The organism is Bradyrhizobium diazoefficiens, from assembly GCF_016616235.1.
GTDB lineage: Bacteria > Pseudomonadota > Alphaproteobacteria > Rhizobiales > Xanthobacteraceae > Bradyrhizobium > Bradyrhizobium diazoefficiens_H.
The window spans coordinates 7,238,411-7,255,161 of the sequence record NZ_CP067100.1 but is presented as its reverse complement, the minus strand read 5'-3'; the positions used below and the strand labels follow the sequence as shown (position 1 = coordinate 7,255,161).

The 16,751-nt window shown below is 63.3% G+C and carries 17 protein-coding genes; 8 read left to right on the top strand and 9 right to left on the bottom strand.

What is annotated here, in order from left to right; genetic code table 11:
* Positions 1 to 60: 60 nt before the first annotated feature.
* A complete protein-coding gene (locus JJB99_RS34105; RefSeq protein WP_200496474.1) occupies positions 61 to 615 on the bottom strand; it encodes a hypothetical protein in 555 nt (184 codons plus the stop codon).
* Between the two features lie 236 nt (positions 616 to 851).
* Between JJB99_RS34105 and JJB99_RS34100 the strand changes: the two genes are divergently transcribed.
* The gene (locus JJB99_RS34100) at positions 852 to 1,307 is read left to right on the top strand and encodes a cupin domain-containing protein (RefSeq protein WP_092212323.1); all 456 of its coding nucleotides are present in this window, start codon (positions 852 to 854) and stop codon (positions 1,305 to 1,307) included.
* 76 nt (positions 1,308 to 1,383) lie between these two features.
* Here the strand turns inward: JJB99_RS34100 and JJB99_RS34095 are convergent, their stop codons facing one another.
* From JJB99_RS34095 to JJB99_RS34060, 8 genes are all read right to left on the bottom strand, one after another.
* Positions 1,384 to 2,436: an amidohydrolase family protein gene (locus JJB99_RS34095; RefSeq protein ID WP_200496473.1), complete on the bottom strand. Its 1,053-nt coding sequence runs from the start codon at positions 2,434 to 2,436 to the stop codon at positions 1,384 to 1,386.
* A 112-nt stretch (positions 2,437 to 2,548) separates the two neighbouring features.
* On the bottom strand, positions 2,549 to 3,070 hold the full coding sequence (locus JJB99_RS34090) for a hypothetical protein (protein ID WP_200496472.1): 522 nt from the start codon (positions 3,068 to 3,070) through the stop codon (positions 2,549 to 2,551).
* A gap of 73 nt (positions 3,071 to 3,143) precedes the next feature.
* Positions 3,144 to 4,088 (bottom strand): EamA family transporter, encoded by a 945-nt coding sequence (locus tag JJB99_RS34085; protein ID WP_200496471.1) that lies wholly within the window; start codon positions 4,086 to 4,088, stop codon positions 3,144 to 3,146.
* Positions 4,089 to 4,159: 71 nt separating this feature from the next.
* Positions 4,160 to 4,975 (bottom strand): MBL fold metallo-hydrolase, encoded by an 816-nt coding sequence (locus JJB99_RS34080; RefSeq protein ID WP_200496470.1) that lies wholly within the window; start codon positions 4,973 to 4,975, stop codon positions 4,160 to 4,162.
* A gap of 67 nt (positions 4,976 to 5,042) precedes the next feature.
* Positions 5,043 to 5,438: a type II toxin-antitoxin system VapC family toxin gene (locus tag JJB99_RS34075; RefSeq protein WP_200496469.1), complete on the bottom strand. Its 396-nt coding sequence runs from the start codon at positions 5,436 to 5,438 to the stop codon at positions 5,043 to 5,045.
* Entirely contained in the window at positions 5,435 to 5,689 is a 255-nt protein-coding gene (locus tag JJB99_RS34070) for an AbrB/MazE/SpoVT family DNA-binding domain-containing protein (protein ID WP_200496468.1), read from the bottom strand. The genes JJB99_RS34075 and JJB99_RS34070 overlap by 4 nt, the downstream gene beginning before the upstream one ends.
* Before the next feature lie 79 nt (positions 5,690 to 5,768).
* Positions 5,769 to 7,295, bottom strand: a complete 1,527-nt coding sequence (locus tag JJB99_RS34065) for a permease (protein WP_200496467.1) — start codon at positions 7,293 to 7,295, stop codon at positions 5,769 to 5,771.
* Positions 7,292 to 8,041, bottom strand: a complete 750-nt coding sequence (locus JJB99_RS34060; RefSeq protein ID WP_200500429.1) for an ABC transporter ATP-binding protein — start codon at positions 8,039 to 8,041, stop codon at positions 7,292 to 7,294. Before JJB99_RS34060 ends, JJB99_RS34065 begins: the two co-directional genes overlap by 4 nt.
* 262 nt (positions 8,042 to 8,303) lie before the next feature.
* On the opposite strand from JJB99_RS34060, the gene JJB99_RS34055 reads away from it, so the two are divergent.
* From JJB99_RS34055 to JJB99_RS34025, 7 genes are all read left to right on the top strand, one after another.
* A complete protein-coding gene (locus JJB99_RS34055; protein WP_200496466.1) occupies positions 8,304 to 9,179 on the top strand; it encodes a branched-chain amino acid ABC transporter permease in 876 nt (291 codons plus the stop codon).
* Positions 9,180 to 9,184: 5 nt separating this feature from the next.
* Positions 9,185 to 10,336: a branched-chain amino acid ABC transporter permease gene (locus JJB99_RS34050; protein ID WP_200496465.1), complete on the top strand. Its 1,152-nt coding sequence runs from the start codon at positions 9,185 to 9,187 to the stop codon at positions 10,334 to 10,336.
* A complete protein-coding gene (locus tag JJB99_RS34045) occupies positions 10,333 to 11,091 on the top strand; it encodes an ABC transporter ATP-binding protein (protein WP_200496464.1) in 759 nt (252 codons plus the stop codon). Before JJB99_RS34050 ends, JJB99_RS34045 begins: the two co-directional genes overlap by 4 nt.
* 4 nt (positions 11,092 to 11,095) lie before the next feature.
* Positions 11,096 to 11,887 carry an ABC transporter ATP-binding protein gene (locus tag JJB99_RS34040; protein WP_200500428.1) on the top strand — a complete coding sequence of 264 codons (792 nt, stop codon included), beginning with the start codon at positions 11,096 to 11,098 and terminating at the stop codon, positions 11,885 to 11,887.
* A 75-nt stretch (positions 11,888 to 11,962) separates the two neighbouring features.
* Positions 11,963 to 13,801 (top strand): AMP-dependent synthetase/ligase, encoded by a 1,839-nt coding sequence (locus JJB99_RS34035; RefSeq protein WP_200496463.1) that lies wholly within the window; start codon positions 11,963 to 11,965, stop codon positions 13,799 to 13,801.
* 126 nt (positions 13,802 to 13,927) lie between these two features.
* On the top strand, positions 13,928 to 15,127 hold the full coding sequence (locus tag JJB99_RS34030; RefSeq protein WP_200496462.1) for an ABC transporter substrate-binding protein: 1,200 nt from the start codon (positions 13,928 to 13,930) through the stop codon (positions 15,125 to 15,127).
* A gap of 316 nt (positions 15,128 to 15,443) precedes the next feature.
* On the top strand, positions 15,444 to 16,742 hold the full coding sequence (locus tag JJB99_RS34025) for an IS4 family transposase (RefSeq protein ID WP_200496377.1): 1,299 nt from the start codon (positions 15,444 to 15,446) through the stop codon (positions 16,740 to 16,742).
* Positions 16,743 to 16,751 lie beyond the last annotated feature (9 nt).

Genomic DNA, 16,751 nt, shown 5'->3' with positions numbered 1-16,751 from the left:
GTCGGGGAGAGGTAAGGATCGGCCGACATATTTCGTAGACTCATATTCCTGTGCGGCGGCTCACGCCGCTGCGTTACGCAGCGTCGGATTGCTGTCGATGCTGAAGCGGTTGAAAAGCGTCGTGAACGGGCTGCCATCGGTCGCTCGCACGATGGCGTCGGAAGCCGCGACCGCTTCGTAGAGCGCGCCGACCGGATCGTCCGCCTCGGGCAGGTCAAGGCCTCCGCGGATTTCCTCTCTCGCCTCGCTGATGTCGTCTTCGTCGTCGAGTGTCGCCTCCAGCGCATCCGCCGCGCGCCGCATCTCCGCGAGGTCGCCGCCGGCCGAGAATTTCAGGATGTCGAACCAGTAGGGGCGGGCGACGACGAGCTGGACGAAGGCCTCGAAACTCTCCGCGATGATCCCGGCGCGACCTTCCGATGACACGTAGAGCACATGCCGCGACGGCAGCAGCACGAACGCGCCGCCGGAGCCGTCACTGCCGATCTGCCGGGGATTTTCGATGCCGTCGATGGTGAACCAGCGCTCCTCGTCCGGCGCAAAGGAGATATCGAGGCTGCCGAGCCAGGCGACGACGTCGCCGTTGGCCGTCAGAACCTCCGGGGTCAGGGGCATCGGTGGAGCTCCTTGCTGATACTTCGCGCGCTTTGTCGCACCCCCGAAAAGGTCGGTTCATGTGCGCGAATTTGCAGAGAAATCCTGACGTTAACCGTTTCGCACCTGCAACTTGCGGCTGATTTTCGGGACCCGCGTAAGAAAGAATTAAAAACCGGCTACTAGCGTCCCAACATCTTTCGAAACAATCCGGGCCGAGACCCGGCCATACATATTTTATACTTCTGGGGAAGCAGATGTCGCGCGCATTGATCGAAGTCGGTAGTTGCAATGTGGACCTCGAGCTGCGGCCGATCGAGCCGTCCTGGATCATCGAGGGCAACCCGGTGTCGCGCTCGCACATCCTGTCCACCAGCGCCGACGGCACTGCGTCGACCATCATCTGGCACTGCACCGAAGGCCGCTTCAACTGGTACTACGACATCGACGAGACGATCATGATCATGGAAGGATCGATCGTGCTCGAAAGCGACGGCATGCCGCCGAAGCGCTACGGCCCCGGCGACGTCATCTTCTTCCGGGACGGGGCCCATGCCAAATGGCATGTCGAGGGCTACGTCAAGAAGATCGCCTTCTGCCGCAAGACCAATCCGGTGATGATCGGTTTCCTGATCCGTGTCGTCAACAAGCTCAAGAAGATGTTCGTCTCCACGGGCGAGCGCCGTCCGGCCTCGCTGATGGGCGCCGGCTAGTCATTCAAATTTCAAGGACGCTTCCCAGCGGCCACGACGAAGAGGGGTCGGGATCACTTCCCGGCCCCTCTTCTCGTCATGACGGCAGATCGAGCCGGTAGAAATCGGTTGCGGTCTGCGAGAACAGCGATGTCTTCTCGGCCTCGCTCAGAGACGCTGCGATGCGCTTGAAGGCGTTGAAGATCACCTGGTAGCTGCACTGGCCCTTGTCCGGCGGGAAATTGCTCTCGAACATCGCGCGCTTGGGCCCGAATGCCTCGATGCAGGTCTCGACATAGGGCCGCCATGCCGCGGCAAGCTCCTCGGACGACGGCGGCTTCTCGCGCAGATGGAAGTCATAGCCGAGCAGGCACATCGCGAGTCCGCCGAGCTTCACCACCACGTTCTCGCATTTGGCGATCTCCTGGATCGAGGCGCGCCATTGCGAAAACACCTCTTCGCGACGTCCGGCAAAGCGGCCGATTCCGGCCGGGCCGCCGCAATGGTCGAGCACGATTTTGGTGTCGGGGAAGGCGCGCGCGAGTTCGGTCAGCTCGCCGATCTGCGGATGGAACAGCCAGGCATCGAAGCTGAGATTGAGCCGCGCAAGGCAGGCGAAGCCCTTGCGGAACGTTGCGTCCTGCAAAAGTCCCCTCGGCCGGTTCGCATACATGCCGGCGACGGCAGGGTCTTCGTCCCACGCCGAGGAATGGCGGATACCGCGGAAGCGGCCGTTGCCCGCCGCGATCTCCGCTTCCAGCACCGGCCTCGCCGCATCGCCCAGCAGCAGATTGGCATGGCCGACGATGCCGGCGCAGATCGCGGCCTTGCCGTAGCCGCCGCTCGCGCTCATCGCGGCGGCGCCATTGGCGAACTCGACCTCGCCGACGGGCCGGAATGCCTCGGGCCCGCGCGCGCGATACATGGAGCGGCAGTCGACATAGACGGTGCCGATGACGTTGTGGCCCGAGGCGATGTCGGCCGCCATCTCCTCGATCAGGTAGCGGTGCCCGCGATTCCAGAGATGGTGATGGGGATCGACGATCGGCCGGGCTGGATCGATGATCTCCTCCTGATGTCGCGCGAGCCAGTCCTCCCGCGGCTCGACGAATAGCCCGCTCGTGTTGGCGGGCAGACCGCTTGCGGCCATCGGCGTTCGCTCCCTCTATGTTTTTGTGATGGGAGCCTAGCACCTCGTCTTCCCGCGCAGCAGCGCGTGCTGCGCAACCGCACCCGGCATTGCGAGGGCAGCGGTGCCGTCGTCAACCTGCGCGACGTTTCGCCCTCACACCGACCACCAGCCGCCACTCGGCTGCCGTGGCAGGCTTGACCTCACCGAGCCAGTGGAAGGAATCCGCGGTGATCTCGGTAAAACTCCAGCGCGTCAGCTCGCCCGCCTCGGTCGTGCCTTCCTGCACGATGTCCGCGCCGCGCGGGCGGCCGATCTGCTGGCGAAAGACGCCGCGGCCGGGATCGAACCAGGAAATCCGCCACGCGGAAATGGCGGGATCGTAGACCCGCAGCGTCGTGCCGTACCAATTGCCGGCAACCGGAAAGGCCGCGCTGCCGGCGGGGCGGGGGATGATCCAGACGTCCTGCATGGCGCGCCCCTCCAGCACCCAGCCGAAATGAATCTCGCCGGGCGCGCTGTGCTTCGTTCCATCGGCGCCATGGGCGGTGATCTCGGCGTTCCAATCGCCGACGAAGCGGCCGTAGAGCTGGAGCGCTGCTGTATGCTCAGGGTTTGGTCCGTCAGCGTGCAGCAATCTCGCAAAGTCGGTCATGTCGATCTCCTGTTGCGAAGAGATCAGCACGAGCGGACCGCAGCTGACTTGGAGAAAATTGCCGTCGGGATCGTCAGGTCTTGCGCAGGGCCAGATTCTTGATGTCCCGATCGGCCTCATCGTTCGTCCGCGTGCTCCCTGAGCGTTCCGCTCGCCAGATCACGATGACAGAGACGACGACGAGGCCCGCACCGAGCAGCATCATGGATGAGAACGGCTCGCCGAGCACGACGGTGCCGAGCAGCACCGCGATCACCGGATTGACGAAAGTGTAGGTCGACACCAACGAGGTCGAGACATTCTCCAGCAGCCAGTTATAGGCGACGAATCCGATCACGCTGCCCGAGATGATCAGCCACAGCGCTGCGGCAAGTGAGGTCAGCGAGACCTCGGTCGGACTGAAGTTTCCGGTCTCGCCCGTCAGCCAGCTGATCGCGAACAACACGATACCGCCGATCGACAGCTGCATGCCCGAAAGCAGGATGGCGGAGCTCTGGCTCGACATGCGCCGGGACAGTACGGTCCCGGCGGACCATGACAATGCCGCGGCTAGCAGCAGGACGACGGGAAGAATGCTGATGCCGGCCTGCTCGACGTTTTGCCAAGCCACGAGTCCAACGCCCAGGAAGCCCGGCACGAGCGCCAGCAAGGCAACGGGCTTCGGTCGCTGATCGCCGGGGAACACGACATCGATCAGCAGGATCCAGAACGGGATCGTGGCGAGCACGATGGCTGCCACGCCCGAAGGAACCGATTGCTGGGCGAAGGCGAGCACGCCGTGGCAGCCGACAAAGAACAGCAGTCCACACAGGCTCGCCATGGCCCAGGCCTGCAAGGACATGCTCGCGATCTGTCCTCCGCTCATCGCCAGCAACACGATGCCGCCGCAGAACGAGCGAAGCGCCATCAGCAGAAATGGCGGGATCGATTTCAGACCCAACGTGATGGCGAAGTAGGTGGAACCCCACAGCAAATAAATCGCCGCGAATGAGCCGATGACCAGAAATTTTCTGCTCATGATTGCTCCGATCGAGGATGATCCTGAAGCAACCAAGTCGGCGACGGTTCATGCGTTCCCGCTTTTGCGGGTCAGACCCCGTCGAGAATGATCACCGTCGGCTTCGACGGCAGCGCATCGCGCGACATCCGGAAGGAGCGCTCGCTGCGCCGGTCGATCTCGAACTGCTGGCCGATGCGGCTCATGAATTCGTCGAGCGGGGTGGCGAAGCGATGCATCGGCAGCACCACCGAGGCGCGCAGGCGCCGGGTGATGTCGGAGATGCCGTCGAGCGACATGGTGTAGGTGCCGTCGATCGGCACCATCACGATGTCCAGCCGCCCGATCTGGGCAAAGTGGCTGTCGTCGAGCTTGTGGTGGAGATGGCCGAGATGGCCGATGCAGAGGCCGGCGACCTCGAAGATGAAGATCGAATTGCCGTCGCGGATCATGTCGGCGCCGGCATCGTTGCCGAAATAGCGGCGGATGTCCGTGGTGACGTTGCGGATGAAGGTGTCGCCGATGCGTTCCGAGACGATGGCGGGCTTACCGTCGTGGCTCCAGCCATGCAGCACATGGGGAATGCGCTTGTCGGGAAACAGCGTGTAGTGGGTGCTGTGAGCGCGGTTCATGGTGACGACATCGGGCAGGCGGCCGACCTGATAGGCGCCGCTGTAGTCGGTCGCGATGCGCAAGCCGCCCGGCGTGTCGATGAAATAGGTGGAATGGCCGGCATAGGTGATCTCGACCTCGGGGGCACTCGCCGCCTGCCTGAAGGCAACCGACATGACCCGCGGCGCGGCGCTGGCCATCGCCAGGCATTCGCTGCGCTGGGGCTGCTGCTGGGCGAAGGCGGGCGTCGCCAGCCAAGCGAGAAACGTCAAGGCCATCAGGAAAATTCGGGACATGACAAACCGTCCGCCGTTTAGACGATATAAAGAGTGTATCCAGGAATTATCCCACCGTCATGCGGTGCTAAGGCAGCCGCGCCGATCCGCCGCTTGCCTCGATCAGCCTCACGGCCTGTTTGTCGAAGGATACGAAGGTGTCGGCGCCAAGCCAGTTGCCCTCATGGGCGATCACGCCGTCGGCGAAATCGCCACCGGCATCGAGGACCGCCAATCCGGCTTCGGCTAGGGGCCAGTTGACGACCGCATTGGAGGCATTGATCAAGTGCCGGATCGAAGCCGCGATATTCTCAGCGGAAGTTTTGTAGCCCCGTGAGAGGACCCAGGCCAACTCGCACAGTGCGGGAATCGAGATGGCTATCAGGTCAGCCTTCTTGAGGAGGGCTTCGGCCAGCTTGCTCTGTTCGGCATCATCTCTGACCAGAACCCGCACCAGGACGTTGGTGTCGGGTGTTATCTTCATCGCTTGCCGACCCAGCCGTCAGCGATGATCTCGTTCATCTCTTCGATCGACAGCGATCGACCGTTGGTTTTTCCTTTCAGAAAGCCGAAGGCATCCGAAATCTTTCCGGTCGGCCGAGCCGCCTTCACCTCAACTCGCCCTCCGGGAAGCTTTTCTATCGAGATCTTGTCTCCCGGATGCACGCCGAGGTGCTCCAGGAGATCCTTCCGCAACGTGACCTGCCCCTTGGCGGTGACGGTAAGCGTGGCCATGAGTTCCCTCATTGCTTGATCCTCGATTAGTAAGGCGTTTTATCCTTACTTTCAAGTGAGGTGGATTTGGTGGCCCGCCTTACTGCCGCCGTGGGCTGAACTTCCAGGTGATGGCAACCAGCCCCGCGGTGATCAGGCCGCTGATGAGCCCGGCGATCGGCAAGGCGAGCAGCAGCGCGGCGCTGGCGGCCCAGCCGATCGAGGAGAAGGCTTCGGCGAAGGTCGCAAGCCGCGACGACGTCTGGCGGCGGCGGAATTGGCTGCGCCTTGCCTGCACCCGGAACCAGAGCTGGATCGCAGTCGCGCAGGCCGCGCTGATGATGATGGCGCCGGCACTGACCGCAGCCTGGTATGGCGAAGCCAAGGCGAGCGCCGCAAGCAGCGGGCAGAAGATGGCGGCGATCGCGATCAGCACCACCTCGATCTTGGCGCGAATGACGGTGGACGGCGTCAGCGGCGCGGTCGCAACCAGATCAGGCGCGTCCTCGCCGGAGATCGTCAGCCAGGCGAGCCCACCGGCGAGCTGTCCGGCCGCCATGACAATGACGGGCGTGATCAGCGTCACCGCGGCGGAGCTGTCGGCAAAGCTGCGCCAGAGCAGCAGCGCCGGCGGCACCAGATAGAGCAGCTGCATCAGCGTCTGCGAGATCAGCCAGGGATCGCGCCAGAGCAGCATGAATTCCTTGCGCCGCAGCGCCTGCTGCCGCGAGCCGCCGCGGAACCGGCGCTCCTTCGCGCGCTTGCGCCCCGAGCTGCCGTAGGCGGCGGCGTCGATCGCGGTGTCGGCAAAACGGTGCGAGAAGATCGTCATCACGCCGCCGAGCAGCACGAGCCCGAGCGCCAGAAGCAGCAGCAGTGCCTCGCTGTCGCCCATCGTCGCACGCGCCGGCCACCACCAGATGCTGTCGACGTCGGGGGCGTAGGCGGCAACGCTCCCGGAGGTCAGGATGGTGAAGCGCGACAGCGTGCCGTAGGACATGATCGCGGCGATTTGGAGCGCGATCACGAAGCCTGCGCCGATGATCGCGGCGAGGATCTGGGCGACGAAGCGCGTCCGCGCCGGGCCGATCAGGCGGAATAAGAGGATGGTGACGGCAATCGCGACCGCCGCGGCCGACAGGCCCATGGCGATGACGACGCCGAACGCCGCAAGCCAGCGTGGCCCGCCGCCAATCACCAGCACGTCGATGAAGGGTGTCGAGAACAGCAGCGCCATCACCGTGACGGTGAGCGCGATCGCGGCAATGCGCACGGAGAACAGATTGGCGAGTGTCGCCGGCGAGGACATGATCAGGTCGAGATCGGCGCGGGCATAGAACACCCGCGTCACCGATTCGATCGCCTGCGACAGCATCAAGGTCCAGGCCAGGAAGATCGTCGCCGTGATCACGATCAGCGAGGATTTGTCGAGCGGCAGTTGCAGATCGGCGAAGCGGCCGATCACCGCCCAGGCCGGCACGTGCAGCAGGCCTGCGAAGAACAAAAGGCCGATCATTGCGGCGCGCGCCCGCTTGCGCCGGCCGCCCGTCATCATGGCGAACCATTCGCGCCAGGCGAGCCGCAGCTCGTGGCGGGCAAACCAGGACAGCGCGGTGGCCGAGCTCATGCGGCTTCCGGAAGCGTCACCAGCGCGATGAAGAGATCTTCCAGGCTGGTATCGGCATGGCCATTCTGCTGGCGCAGCTCGGCCAGCGTGCCCTCGGCGACCAGACGTCCCGATGCGATCACGCCGATGCGGTCGGCCATGCGTTCGGCAACTTCCAGGATATGCGTCGTCATGATGACGGTGCAGCCGGCGCGGACGCGTTCGCTGAGCAGGCCCTTGACGTGCCGGGCGGAGACGGCATCGAGCCCCGTCAGCGGCTCGTCAAGGATGATGAGGCGGGGATCGTGCACCAGCGCGCCGGCCAGCGCCACCTTCTGGCGCATGCCCTTGGAAAAGCCTTCGCAGCGTTCGTGCCGGTGCGGCTCGAGCCCGAGCGAGTGCAACAGCTCCTGCGCCACCGGTTCCGAGACCGAGGGTGCGATACCCCAGAGGCCGGCGACAAATTCGAGATATTCGAGTGGCGTCAGCTTGTCATAAATCATGGGTTCGTCGGAGACCCATGCCATTACCTGCTTGGCGGCGACGGGGTTTTGGAGCGCGTCGATGCCGAAGATCGAGACCGCGCCGGCATCGGGCCGGAGCAGGCTGGCGACCATGCGCAAAGTGGTGGTCTTGCCGGCGCCGTTGGGGCCGACCAGCGCGTAGAATTCACCGGCATGGATGCTGAGATCGAGGCTGTCGACCGCCAAACGGTCAAAACGCTTCGTTAACCCCAAGACTTCAAGCGCCGCGCTGTCCGGCTTCATGACGGCCACACCATCCGGTTTTGCATTGCTGGCGACCATGACCTGAAGATGTTTCGGCACGGTGAATCGTGCTGCCGCAAATTCCGCCATCCGCCTTGGACTAAAGGCAAGTCACCGTTTGTTGACAGCGCGCAGGCGTTCAGGCTGAATTGATTCCGGACAAATGGCGCGAACGCGGCGAAACGACTGCGTAGCGACTGGACACAAGATGCGGCGAGGCGGTCACGAAGAACCGCCGGTTGCATCGGGAGGATGCGCGGCGATGCTGGATTTCGTTCAGCAGCTGGTCAGCGGTGTTGCGCTCGGCTGCGTCTACGGCCTGATCGCGCTCGGCTTCGTGCTCGTCTACAAGGCCACCGAAGTCGTCAATTTCGCCCAGGGCGATCTGATGATGCTCGGCGGGTTCTTCGCCTTCACCTTCATCGGCATGATGGGACTGAACTACTGGGTCGGCTTTGCCGGTGCGGTGGCGGCGATGGCGCTGTTCGGCATGCTGGCCGAGCGCGTGGTGGTGCGGCCGATCCTCGGCTATCCGCAATTCTCCATCATCATGGCGACGATCGGGCTCGGCTACTTCCTGCGCTCGATCGCCGGGATGATCTGGGGCACCGATGATCTGAAGATCGAGACGCCGTTCAGCCAGGGCGTGCTGCGCATCGGCTCGCTGGTGCTCGCCTACGACAAGCTCTCGGTGATCGCGGCGACAATGATTCTGTGCACGCTGCTCTATCTCTTCTTCAACAAGACCACGCTCGGCACCGCGATGCGCGCCAGTTCCGAGAACATGCTGGCGGCCTATTACATGGGGATCCCGGTCAAGCGGGTGGTGTCGGTGGTCTGGGCCATCAGCGCGGCGGTCGCGACCTGCGCCGGCGTGCTGCTGGCCCCGATCACCTTCATTCACTCCAACGTCGGCCTCGTGCTGGGCCTCAAGGCATTTCCCGCCGCCGTGCTCGGCGGCTTCGGCTCGATTCCGGGCGCGGTCGTCGGCGGTGTCCTGATCGGCGTGATCGAGAGCATGGCAGGGTTCTATCTGGCCGAGGGCTGGAAGGACGTCGCGCCCTATGTCGTCTTGCTCGCGGTGCTCTTGCTCAAGCCCGAAGGCCTGTTCGGCCTTCACGTCCGCAAGAAGGTCTGAGCGCCATGCGCTTCCTGTTCAAGACCGACTATGAGGACGACATCAGGCTGTTTCCGCATTCGGGCTACGTCGTTTCCTACGGCATCCTGCTCGCGCTGCTGCTGATCGCGCCCTACGTGCTCTCCAGCTATCTGATGAGCCAGCTCGTCTTCGTCTGTATCTATGCGACCGTCGGTGTGGGGCTGATGATCCTGACCGGTTTTACCGGGCAGGCATCGCTCGGCCATGCCGCGTTCCTCGCCATCGGCGCCTACACCGCGGCTTACTTGCAGAAATACAACGTGCCGTTTCCCGTCTATTTCGTGGCCGCGGGCGTCCTCACAGGCTGCATCGGCGCGCTGGTCGGCTTTCCCGCGCTGCGGCTCCAGGGCATCTATCTCGTCATCGCCACCATCTCCTTCGCCTTCATCGTCGAGGAGATCCTGGCGCGCTGGGAGAGCGTGACGAACGGCAACGAGGGGATGCGGGTCAAGACGCTATCGCTGCTTGGCGTCACTGTTCCGCGCGACAGCCCGACCTTCTATTTCCTCTGCCTTGCCGTGCTGGTCCTGACCATCGTCGGCACGCTCAATCTGCTGCGATCGCCGACCGGCCGGGCCTTCGTCGCGATCCGCGACAGCGAGACGGCGGCGCGCAGCATGGGCATCAACGTCGCGCTGTACAAGGTCAAGTCGTTTGCGATCTCGGCGGCGATCACCGGCTTTGCCGGCGTGCTGTTCGCGCACAAGCTCTCCTTCATCTCGCCGGAGATGTTCACGCTCCAGCTCTCGATCGAGTTCATTATCGTGATTCTGATCGGCGGCATTTTCAGCCTGCACGGCGCAGTGCTGGGCGCGATCTTCATCGTGATGATCGATCCGTTCCTGACCTATCTCAAGGACGACATGCCCGGCATCATCGCCGGCATTGCCGCGACGTTCTGGGCCGGCCCGGCGACTGCGGCCGAAATCCAGTCTAAGGTCGCTGCCTTCGCCTCGCTCAACGGGCTGAAGGGCGCGATCTACGGCATCATCATCGTGCTGTTCGTGCTGTTCGAGCCGCTCGGGCTCTACGGCCGCTGGCTCAAGATCAAGCTCTTCTTCCAGCTATTTCCACTCTACAAGCGCGCCACGTTCAAGCGGCAAAAGATCTACGTGAAGTCGGAGCGGAACCGATGAGCTATTTCCGCGCCGAGAACCTGTCACTGCATTTCGGGGGCCTGAAGGCCGTCGATGCGGTCTCGTTCGCGGTGGAGAAGGGCGAGATCCTCTCGATCATAGGCCCCAACGGCGCCGGCAAGAGCTCGATCTTCAATTTGATCTCGCGGATCTACCGGCCGACCACGGGCCGCATCTTTTTCGAGGACCAGGACATCACGGAACAGCCGCCTTACGACATCGCAAGGCTCGGCATCGCCCGCACCTTCCAGAACATCGAGCTGTTCGAGAATGCCACCGTGCTGTCGAACCTCCTGGTCGGCCGTCACCGCCATTCGACCACGCAGCTGTGGCAGGAGCTTCTGTTCCTGCCCAGCGTGCGCGCCAACGAGAAAGTGCATCGCCGCCGGGTCGAGCAGGTGATCGAATTCCTCGATCTCGAACCCTACCGCGACAAGTTGATCTCCGGCCTTCCTTACGGCGTGCGCAAGGTGATCGAGCTCGCCCGCGCGCTGTGCTCGGAACCGAAGCTGATCCTGCTGGACGAGCCGTCCTCCGGCCTCAATGTCGAGGAGACCGACGACATGTCGTTCTGGATCCGCGACATGAAGAGCGAGCTCGGCATCACCGTGCTGATGGTCGAGCACGACATGTCGCTGGTGAATCGCGTCTCCGACCGCGTCATCGCGCTGAACTACGGCCGGGTGCTGGCGACGGGCTCGCCCGCCGAGGTGCAGCAGCACCCTGATGTCGTCGCCGCGTATCTGGGAGCGTGACGCGATGGATGCGACCGCGGCGCCCGACATCATCATCCTGAAACTCTCCAACATCGAGAGCTATTACGGGCCGATCATGGCGATCCGCGGCATCTCGCTGGAGGTGCCGCGCGGCCGCATCGTCACCCTGCTGGGTGCCAATGGTGCCGGCAAGACCACGGTGCTGAAGACGATCTCGGGCATCCTCGATCCGCAGAAGGGCGCGATCGAGTTCATGGGCAAGCCGATCCAGCGCATGGAGGCCGACAAGATCGTGCGTCTCGGCCTCAGCCACGTGCCGGAGGGGCGCGAGGTGTTCCCGTTCCTCTCCGTCCGCGAGAACCTGATGATGGGCGCCTATCCGCGCCGGGATCGCGACGGTGTCGCGGAGGATCTGGAGCGGGTCTACGGCTATTTCCCGCGGCTGAAGGAGCGTATCGACCAGCCGGCCGGCCAGCTCTCCGGCGGCGAGCAGCAGATGCTGGCGATCGGGCGAGCGCTGATGAACCGGCCGACGCTGCTGCTGTTAGATGAGCCCTCGCTCGGCCTGTCGCCGCTGCTGGTGAAGGAGATCTTTACCATCATCCGCCGCGTCAACGAGGAGCAGGGCATGTCGATCCTGCTGGTCGAGCAGAACGCCAAGGTGGCGCTGGAAACGGCGCATTACGGCTATGTGCTCGAGATCGGCCGCATCGTGATGAACGACAGCTGCGACCGCTTGATGCATTCGAAGGACATCCAGGAGTTCTACCTGGGTGCCAAGGAAGCCGGCGCGCGAGGCGAACGGCGCTGGAAAAAGAAGAAAACGTGGCGTTAGATGGGTAACCCCTCCAGCGCATAGACCGCCGGCAAGGCAGGCAGCGGAGGGGAACGCGACAAGGAGGAGACGCGCATGGCCCGACCGGCGGTGCTGACGGTCGCTGATACGATCGCGAAGAGCTTCTTGCGCGCCGCCGAGACGCGGGGCGACAGGCCGGCGATCCGCGAGAAGAAATTCGGCATCTGGCAGCCGACCAGCTGGCGCGAATGGCTCGAGATATCCAGGGAGATCGCCTACGCACTTCGTGCGATCGGATTTCTGCCGGGCGACGTCGCCTCCATCATCGCCAACGCCGTGCCCGAATGGGTCCATGCCGACATGGGCATATTGTGCGCCGGTGGCATCTCCTCCGGCATCTACCCCACCGATTCGTCGTCTCAGGTCGAATATCTCGTCAACGATTCCGGCACAAAGGTCATCTTTGCCGAGGACGAGGAGCAGCTCGACAAGATTCTCGCCTGCCGCGCGCGCTGTCCCTCCCTGCAAAGGATCATCGTGTTCGACATGGAGGGCCTCAGCGGCTTCTCCGACGACATGGTGATGTCGCTCGACGAGTTTCGCGCACTCGGGCGCAACCACATGGTCGGAAACGAGGCGCTGTGGCAGCAGATGATCGACAGCCGCAGCGCCGGCGATCTCGCCATTCTGGTCTACACCTCGGGCACCACGGGCCCGCCCAAGGGCGCGATGCATGCCAACCGCAGCGTCACGCACCAGATGCGGCACGCCAACGACTTCATTCCGGCGCGTGAGGACGAGGACCGGCTGATCTTCCTGCCGCTCTGTCATGTCGCCGAGCGCGTCGGCGGCTACTACATCTCGGTCGCGCTCGGCTCGGTCATGAATTTTGCCGAGAGTCCGGAGACGGTGCCGGACAATCTTCGCGAGGTGCAGCCGACCGTCTTCCTCGCTGTGCCCCGCATCTGGGAGAAATTCTATTCCGCCATCAGCATCGCGGTAAAGGATGCGACGCCGTTCCAGCGATGGGTCTATCGCCGCGCCATCGCGATCGGCTATCGCATGGTCGATTGCCGGCTCGAGGGCAGGCCGCCGCCGCTGTCGCTGCGCATCGCCAACCGCCTCGCTTATCAGATTGCGTTCCGCAACATCCGCCGCATGATCGGGCTCGACCGCTGCCGCATCGCCTTCACCGGCGCTGCGCCGATCGCGCCGGAGCTGATCCGCTGGTATCTTGCGCTCGGCATCGACATGCACGAGGTCTATGGCCAGACCGAGAATTGCGGCGTCGCCACCATGATGCCGGCAGAGCGGATCAAGCTCGGCTCGGTCGGCAAGGCGGTGCCGTGGGGCGAGGTCGCGCTATCACCCGACGGCGAGATTCTGATCAAGGGCGACTTCCTGTTCATGGGCTATCTGAACCAGCCGGAGAAGACCGCGGACACCATCGATGCGCGCGGATGGCTGCACACCGGCGACGTCGGCACCATCGACAATGAGGGCTTCGTCCGCATCACCGACCGGATGAAGGACATCATCATCACCTCCGGCGGCAAGAACATCACGCCGTCCGAGATCGAGAACCAGCTGAAATTCTCGCCCTACATCTCGGACGCCGTGGTGATCGGCGACAAGCGGCCGTATCTCACCTGTCTCGTGATGATCGACCGGGAGAATGTCGAAAAATTCGCCCAGGACCATGACATCCCCTTCACCAACTATGCCAGCCTGTGCCGGGCGACGGAGATCCAAGACCTGATCTGGCGCGAGATCGAGCAGGTCAACGGCAATTTCGCCCGCGTCGAGACGATCAAGCGGTTCTACCTGATCGAACGCCAGCTGACGCCGGAGGACGAGGAGCTGACACCGACCATGAAGCTGAAGCGCGGCTTCGTGAACAAGCGCTACGCCGCCGAGATCGACGCGATGTATCGCGAGCGCGCGGTGGCGTGAGACACGCATGCCCCCCGGAAAAGTGGGAACCGGTTTTCCGACAGGGGGCATGCGCAAAATAGAAAAGCGAAGGAGCGATGGCCGCCGCCCTTCGCGTAACACGGGCCTTTAGGAGAGGAGACGTCAATGTCGAAATCGTTCAGCGCGTTCGGCCTTGCTGTGAGTGCAATGGTGCTCACCTGTCTGCCGGCCGCGGCGCAAACCAAGGTCACCAATGAAGGCATCTCGGCCTCCGAGATCGTGATCGGCACCCATCAGGACCTGTCGGGGCCGATCAAGGGCTGGGGCGTCCCCGTCGCAAACGGCATGAAGATGGCGGTCGAGGAGGTCAACGCGGCCGGCGGCATCAACGGCCGCAAGCTTCGGCTGGTCGTCGAGGATAGCGGCTACGATCCGAAAAAGGCCGTGCTGGCGTCGCAGAAGCTGATCGAGCGCGACAAGATCTTCGCGATGGTGGGGGCGATGGGCTCGCCGACCGTGCTCGCCGCGCAGGACATCCTGTTCGACGCCGGCGTGCTCCAGCTCTTCCCGCTGACGGCGGCCGAATTCACCTTCAAGTTCGATCCGGCCAAGCCGCAGGAGCGGCTGAAGTTCAACAATTTGCTGCCCTATGTCGAGAGCACGCGGGCCGCGCTCAAATACATGATGGAGTGGAAGGGCTTCAAGAAGCCCTGCATCATGCATCAGGATGACGAATACGGTAAGAACGTGCTCGACGGCTTCAATCAGCAGCTCACCGCCATGAAGGCGCAGCCGGCCTCCATCACCAGCTACAAACGCGGCGCTTCCGACTTCAGCGCGCAGATCGCCAAGATGAAGTCCGACGGCTGCGACCTCGTCGTGCTCGGCACCGTGCTCCGCGAGACCATAGGGGCGATGAGCGAAGCCAGGAAGCTCGGCTGGGACGTCACCTTCCTCGGCGCCACGCCGACCAACGTGATGGAAGTTCCCATGCTCGGCAAGGATGCCGTCGAAGGGCTCTACGCCGCGTCCGGCTTCGAGATCCCGTACGAGGACACCGCCAAGGGCAAGGTCAAGGACTGGCTCGTCAACTACAAGAAAATGTTCAACACCGACGCCAACACCCAGGCCATCATCGGCTACAATGCGGTGATGACATTTGCGTTCTACGCGAACAAGGCCGGCAAGGATCTGACCGGACAGAAGATGCTGGACGCGCTCGAATCGGGCGATAAATTCCTCGACATCTTCAACTCGCCCCCCACCAAGTTCTCCAAGACCGACCACCTCGCCAACACCATCACCCAGGTGCAGCAGGTCAAGGGCGGCCGCTGGGTGCTGGTGAAGGACAATCTGATGTTTTGATGCGGTCTCGCTTACCCTCCCCTGGAGGGGGAGGGTCGATCGCGCGCAGCGCGAGCGGGGTGGGGTGATCTCTCAACACGGGCAGTGTCCAGTGATGAGAGACCGTCACCCCACCCCGTCTCACATTTCGCTGCGCTCAATATGAGCCGATCCTCCCCCTCCAGGCTAAGGCGTGCACACGATTTTTCTTGCCTTGAGGGAATCGAGTCTGATTCCTTGCGGTGCGGTTTGCAAGAAGGATAACCGCATTGAAGGCAGGAATGGATTGGTCAGTCGGCCGTTTTGGTGACGTTCGACTGGCCAAAAGGGGGCGCTGTTGTTGCAGCGCGCCGTCGAACGCGTCACGATGAACCTGCGCGCAGCCGCCGATGGCCGTGCCGAATGGGTGGGGTTCAGCCGCTGGCTGAACAATCCGAGCGTGACAGTGGATGAGATCGCCGGGCATGGCGCAGAGGTGCTGTCGGAGCGGGTTGCAGGGCTGCATGCGCTTGCGATCCAGGACACGACGGAACTGAACTATGCGAGGCATGCCGGCCGGGTCCGGGGCCTTGGCCCTTCCGGTAACGGGATTGACCCGGGCTTGTTTGTGCATCCGGTATTGGCAGTTGACGCCGGGAGCGGAGCCTTGCTCGGGCTCGCTGGGATGCAGATTTGGACGCGCCGGGGGCCTGCATCGCCTGATTACCGAAACCAGCCGATCGAAGAGAAGGAGTCCTATCGTTGGATCAAGGGCGCTGCGGGCGCCAAGAGTGCGCTTGCTGCGGCGGCGATGATCACGGTGATTGGCGACCGTGAGAGCGACATTTACGAAGAATTTGACCGGATTCCTGACGCTCGGACCCATTTGCTCACGCGCGTCTGTCGCGATCGCGCCTTGGTGGGTGGCGGAAGGTTGTTTGATATTGCCCAGAACTGGCCGGTCCAGCATCGCTTCGATTTGGAGGTTCGGGCACAGCCCGGCCGTCCGGCCCGAACGGCCAAGATCGCACTGCGCTTTGGCGAGGTGACCATCAAGCGCCCGGCCAACTGCAGCGACCGGAAAGCGGCGCATCAATTGACGTTGCGTTTGGTAGAGGTGAAGGAACTCGATCCCTCTGTCGAAGAGCCGATCCACTGGCGCCTTGTTACTACTCATGCGGTGACGACGGTTGAGCAAGCGCTGCAGATTGTCGCTTGGTACCGTCAGCGCTGGCACATCGAGCAGCTGTTCCGCACCAGCAAAAGCCAAGGGCTCGACATCGAGAGCAGCCAGGTCGAGGCGGCCGAGGCGCTGTTCAAGCTCGCCGCCATCGCGGTGATGGCAGCTATCAAGATCATGCAACTCGTCCTCGCCCGCGACGGCACGGTCGACCGTCCGGCCACTGACGTAGTGCCGGCGGACCAGCTGCCGATACTCAAAACCTTGCAGGTCAAGCTCGAAGGCAAAACCGTCAAGCAAAAGAACCCTCATCCCGAGCACTCCATCGCTTGGCTTGCATGGATCATTGCTCGGCTCGGAGGATGGACCGGCTACGCCTCCGAGCGGCCGCCCGGCCCCATCACCATGCGAAGAGGTTGGCACCGCTTCGAGCAGATGGCTCTCGGTTGGAGGCTCCGAGAAGTGTGCACGCCTTAGCCTGGAGGG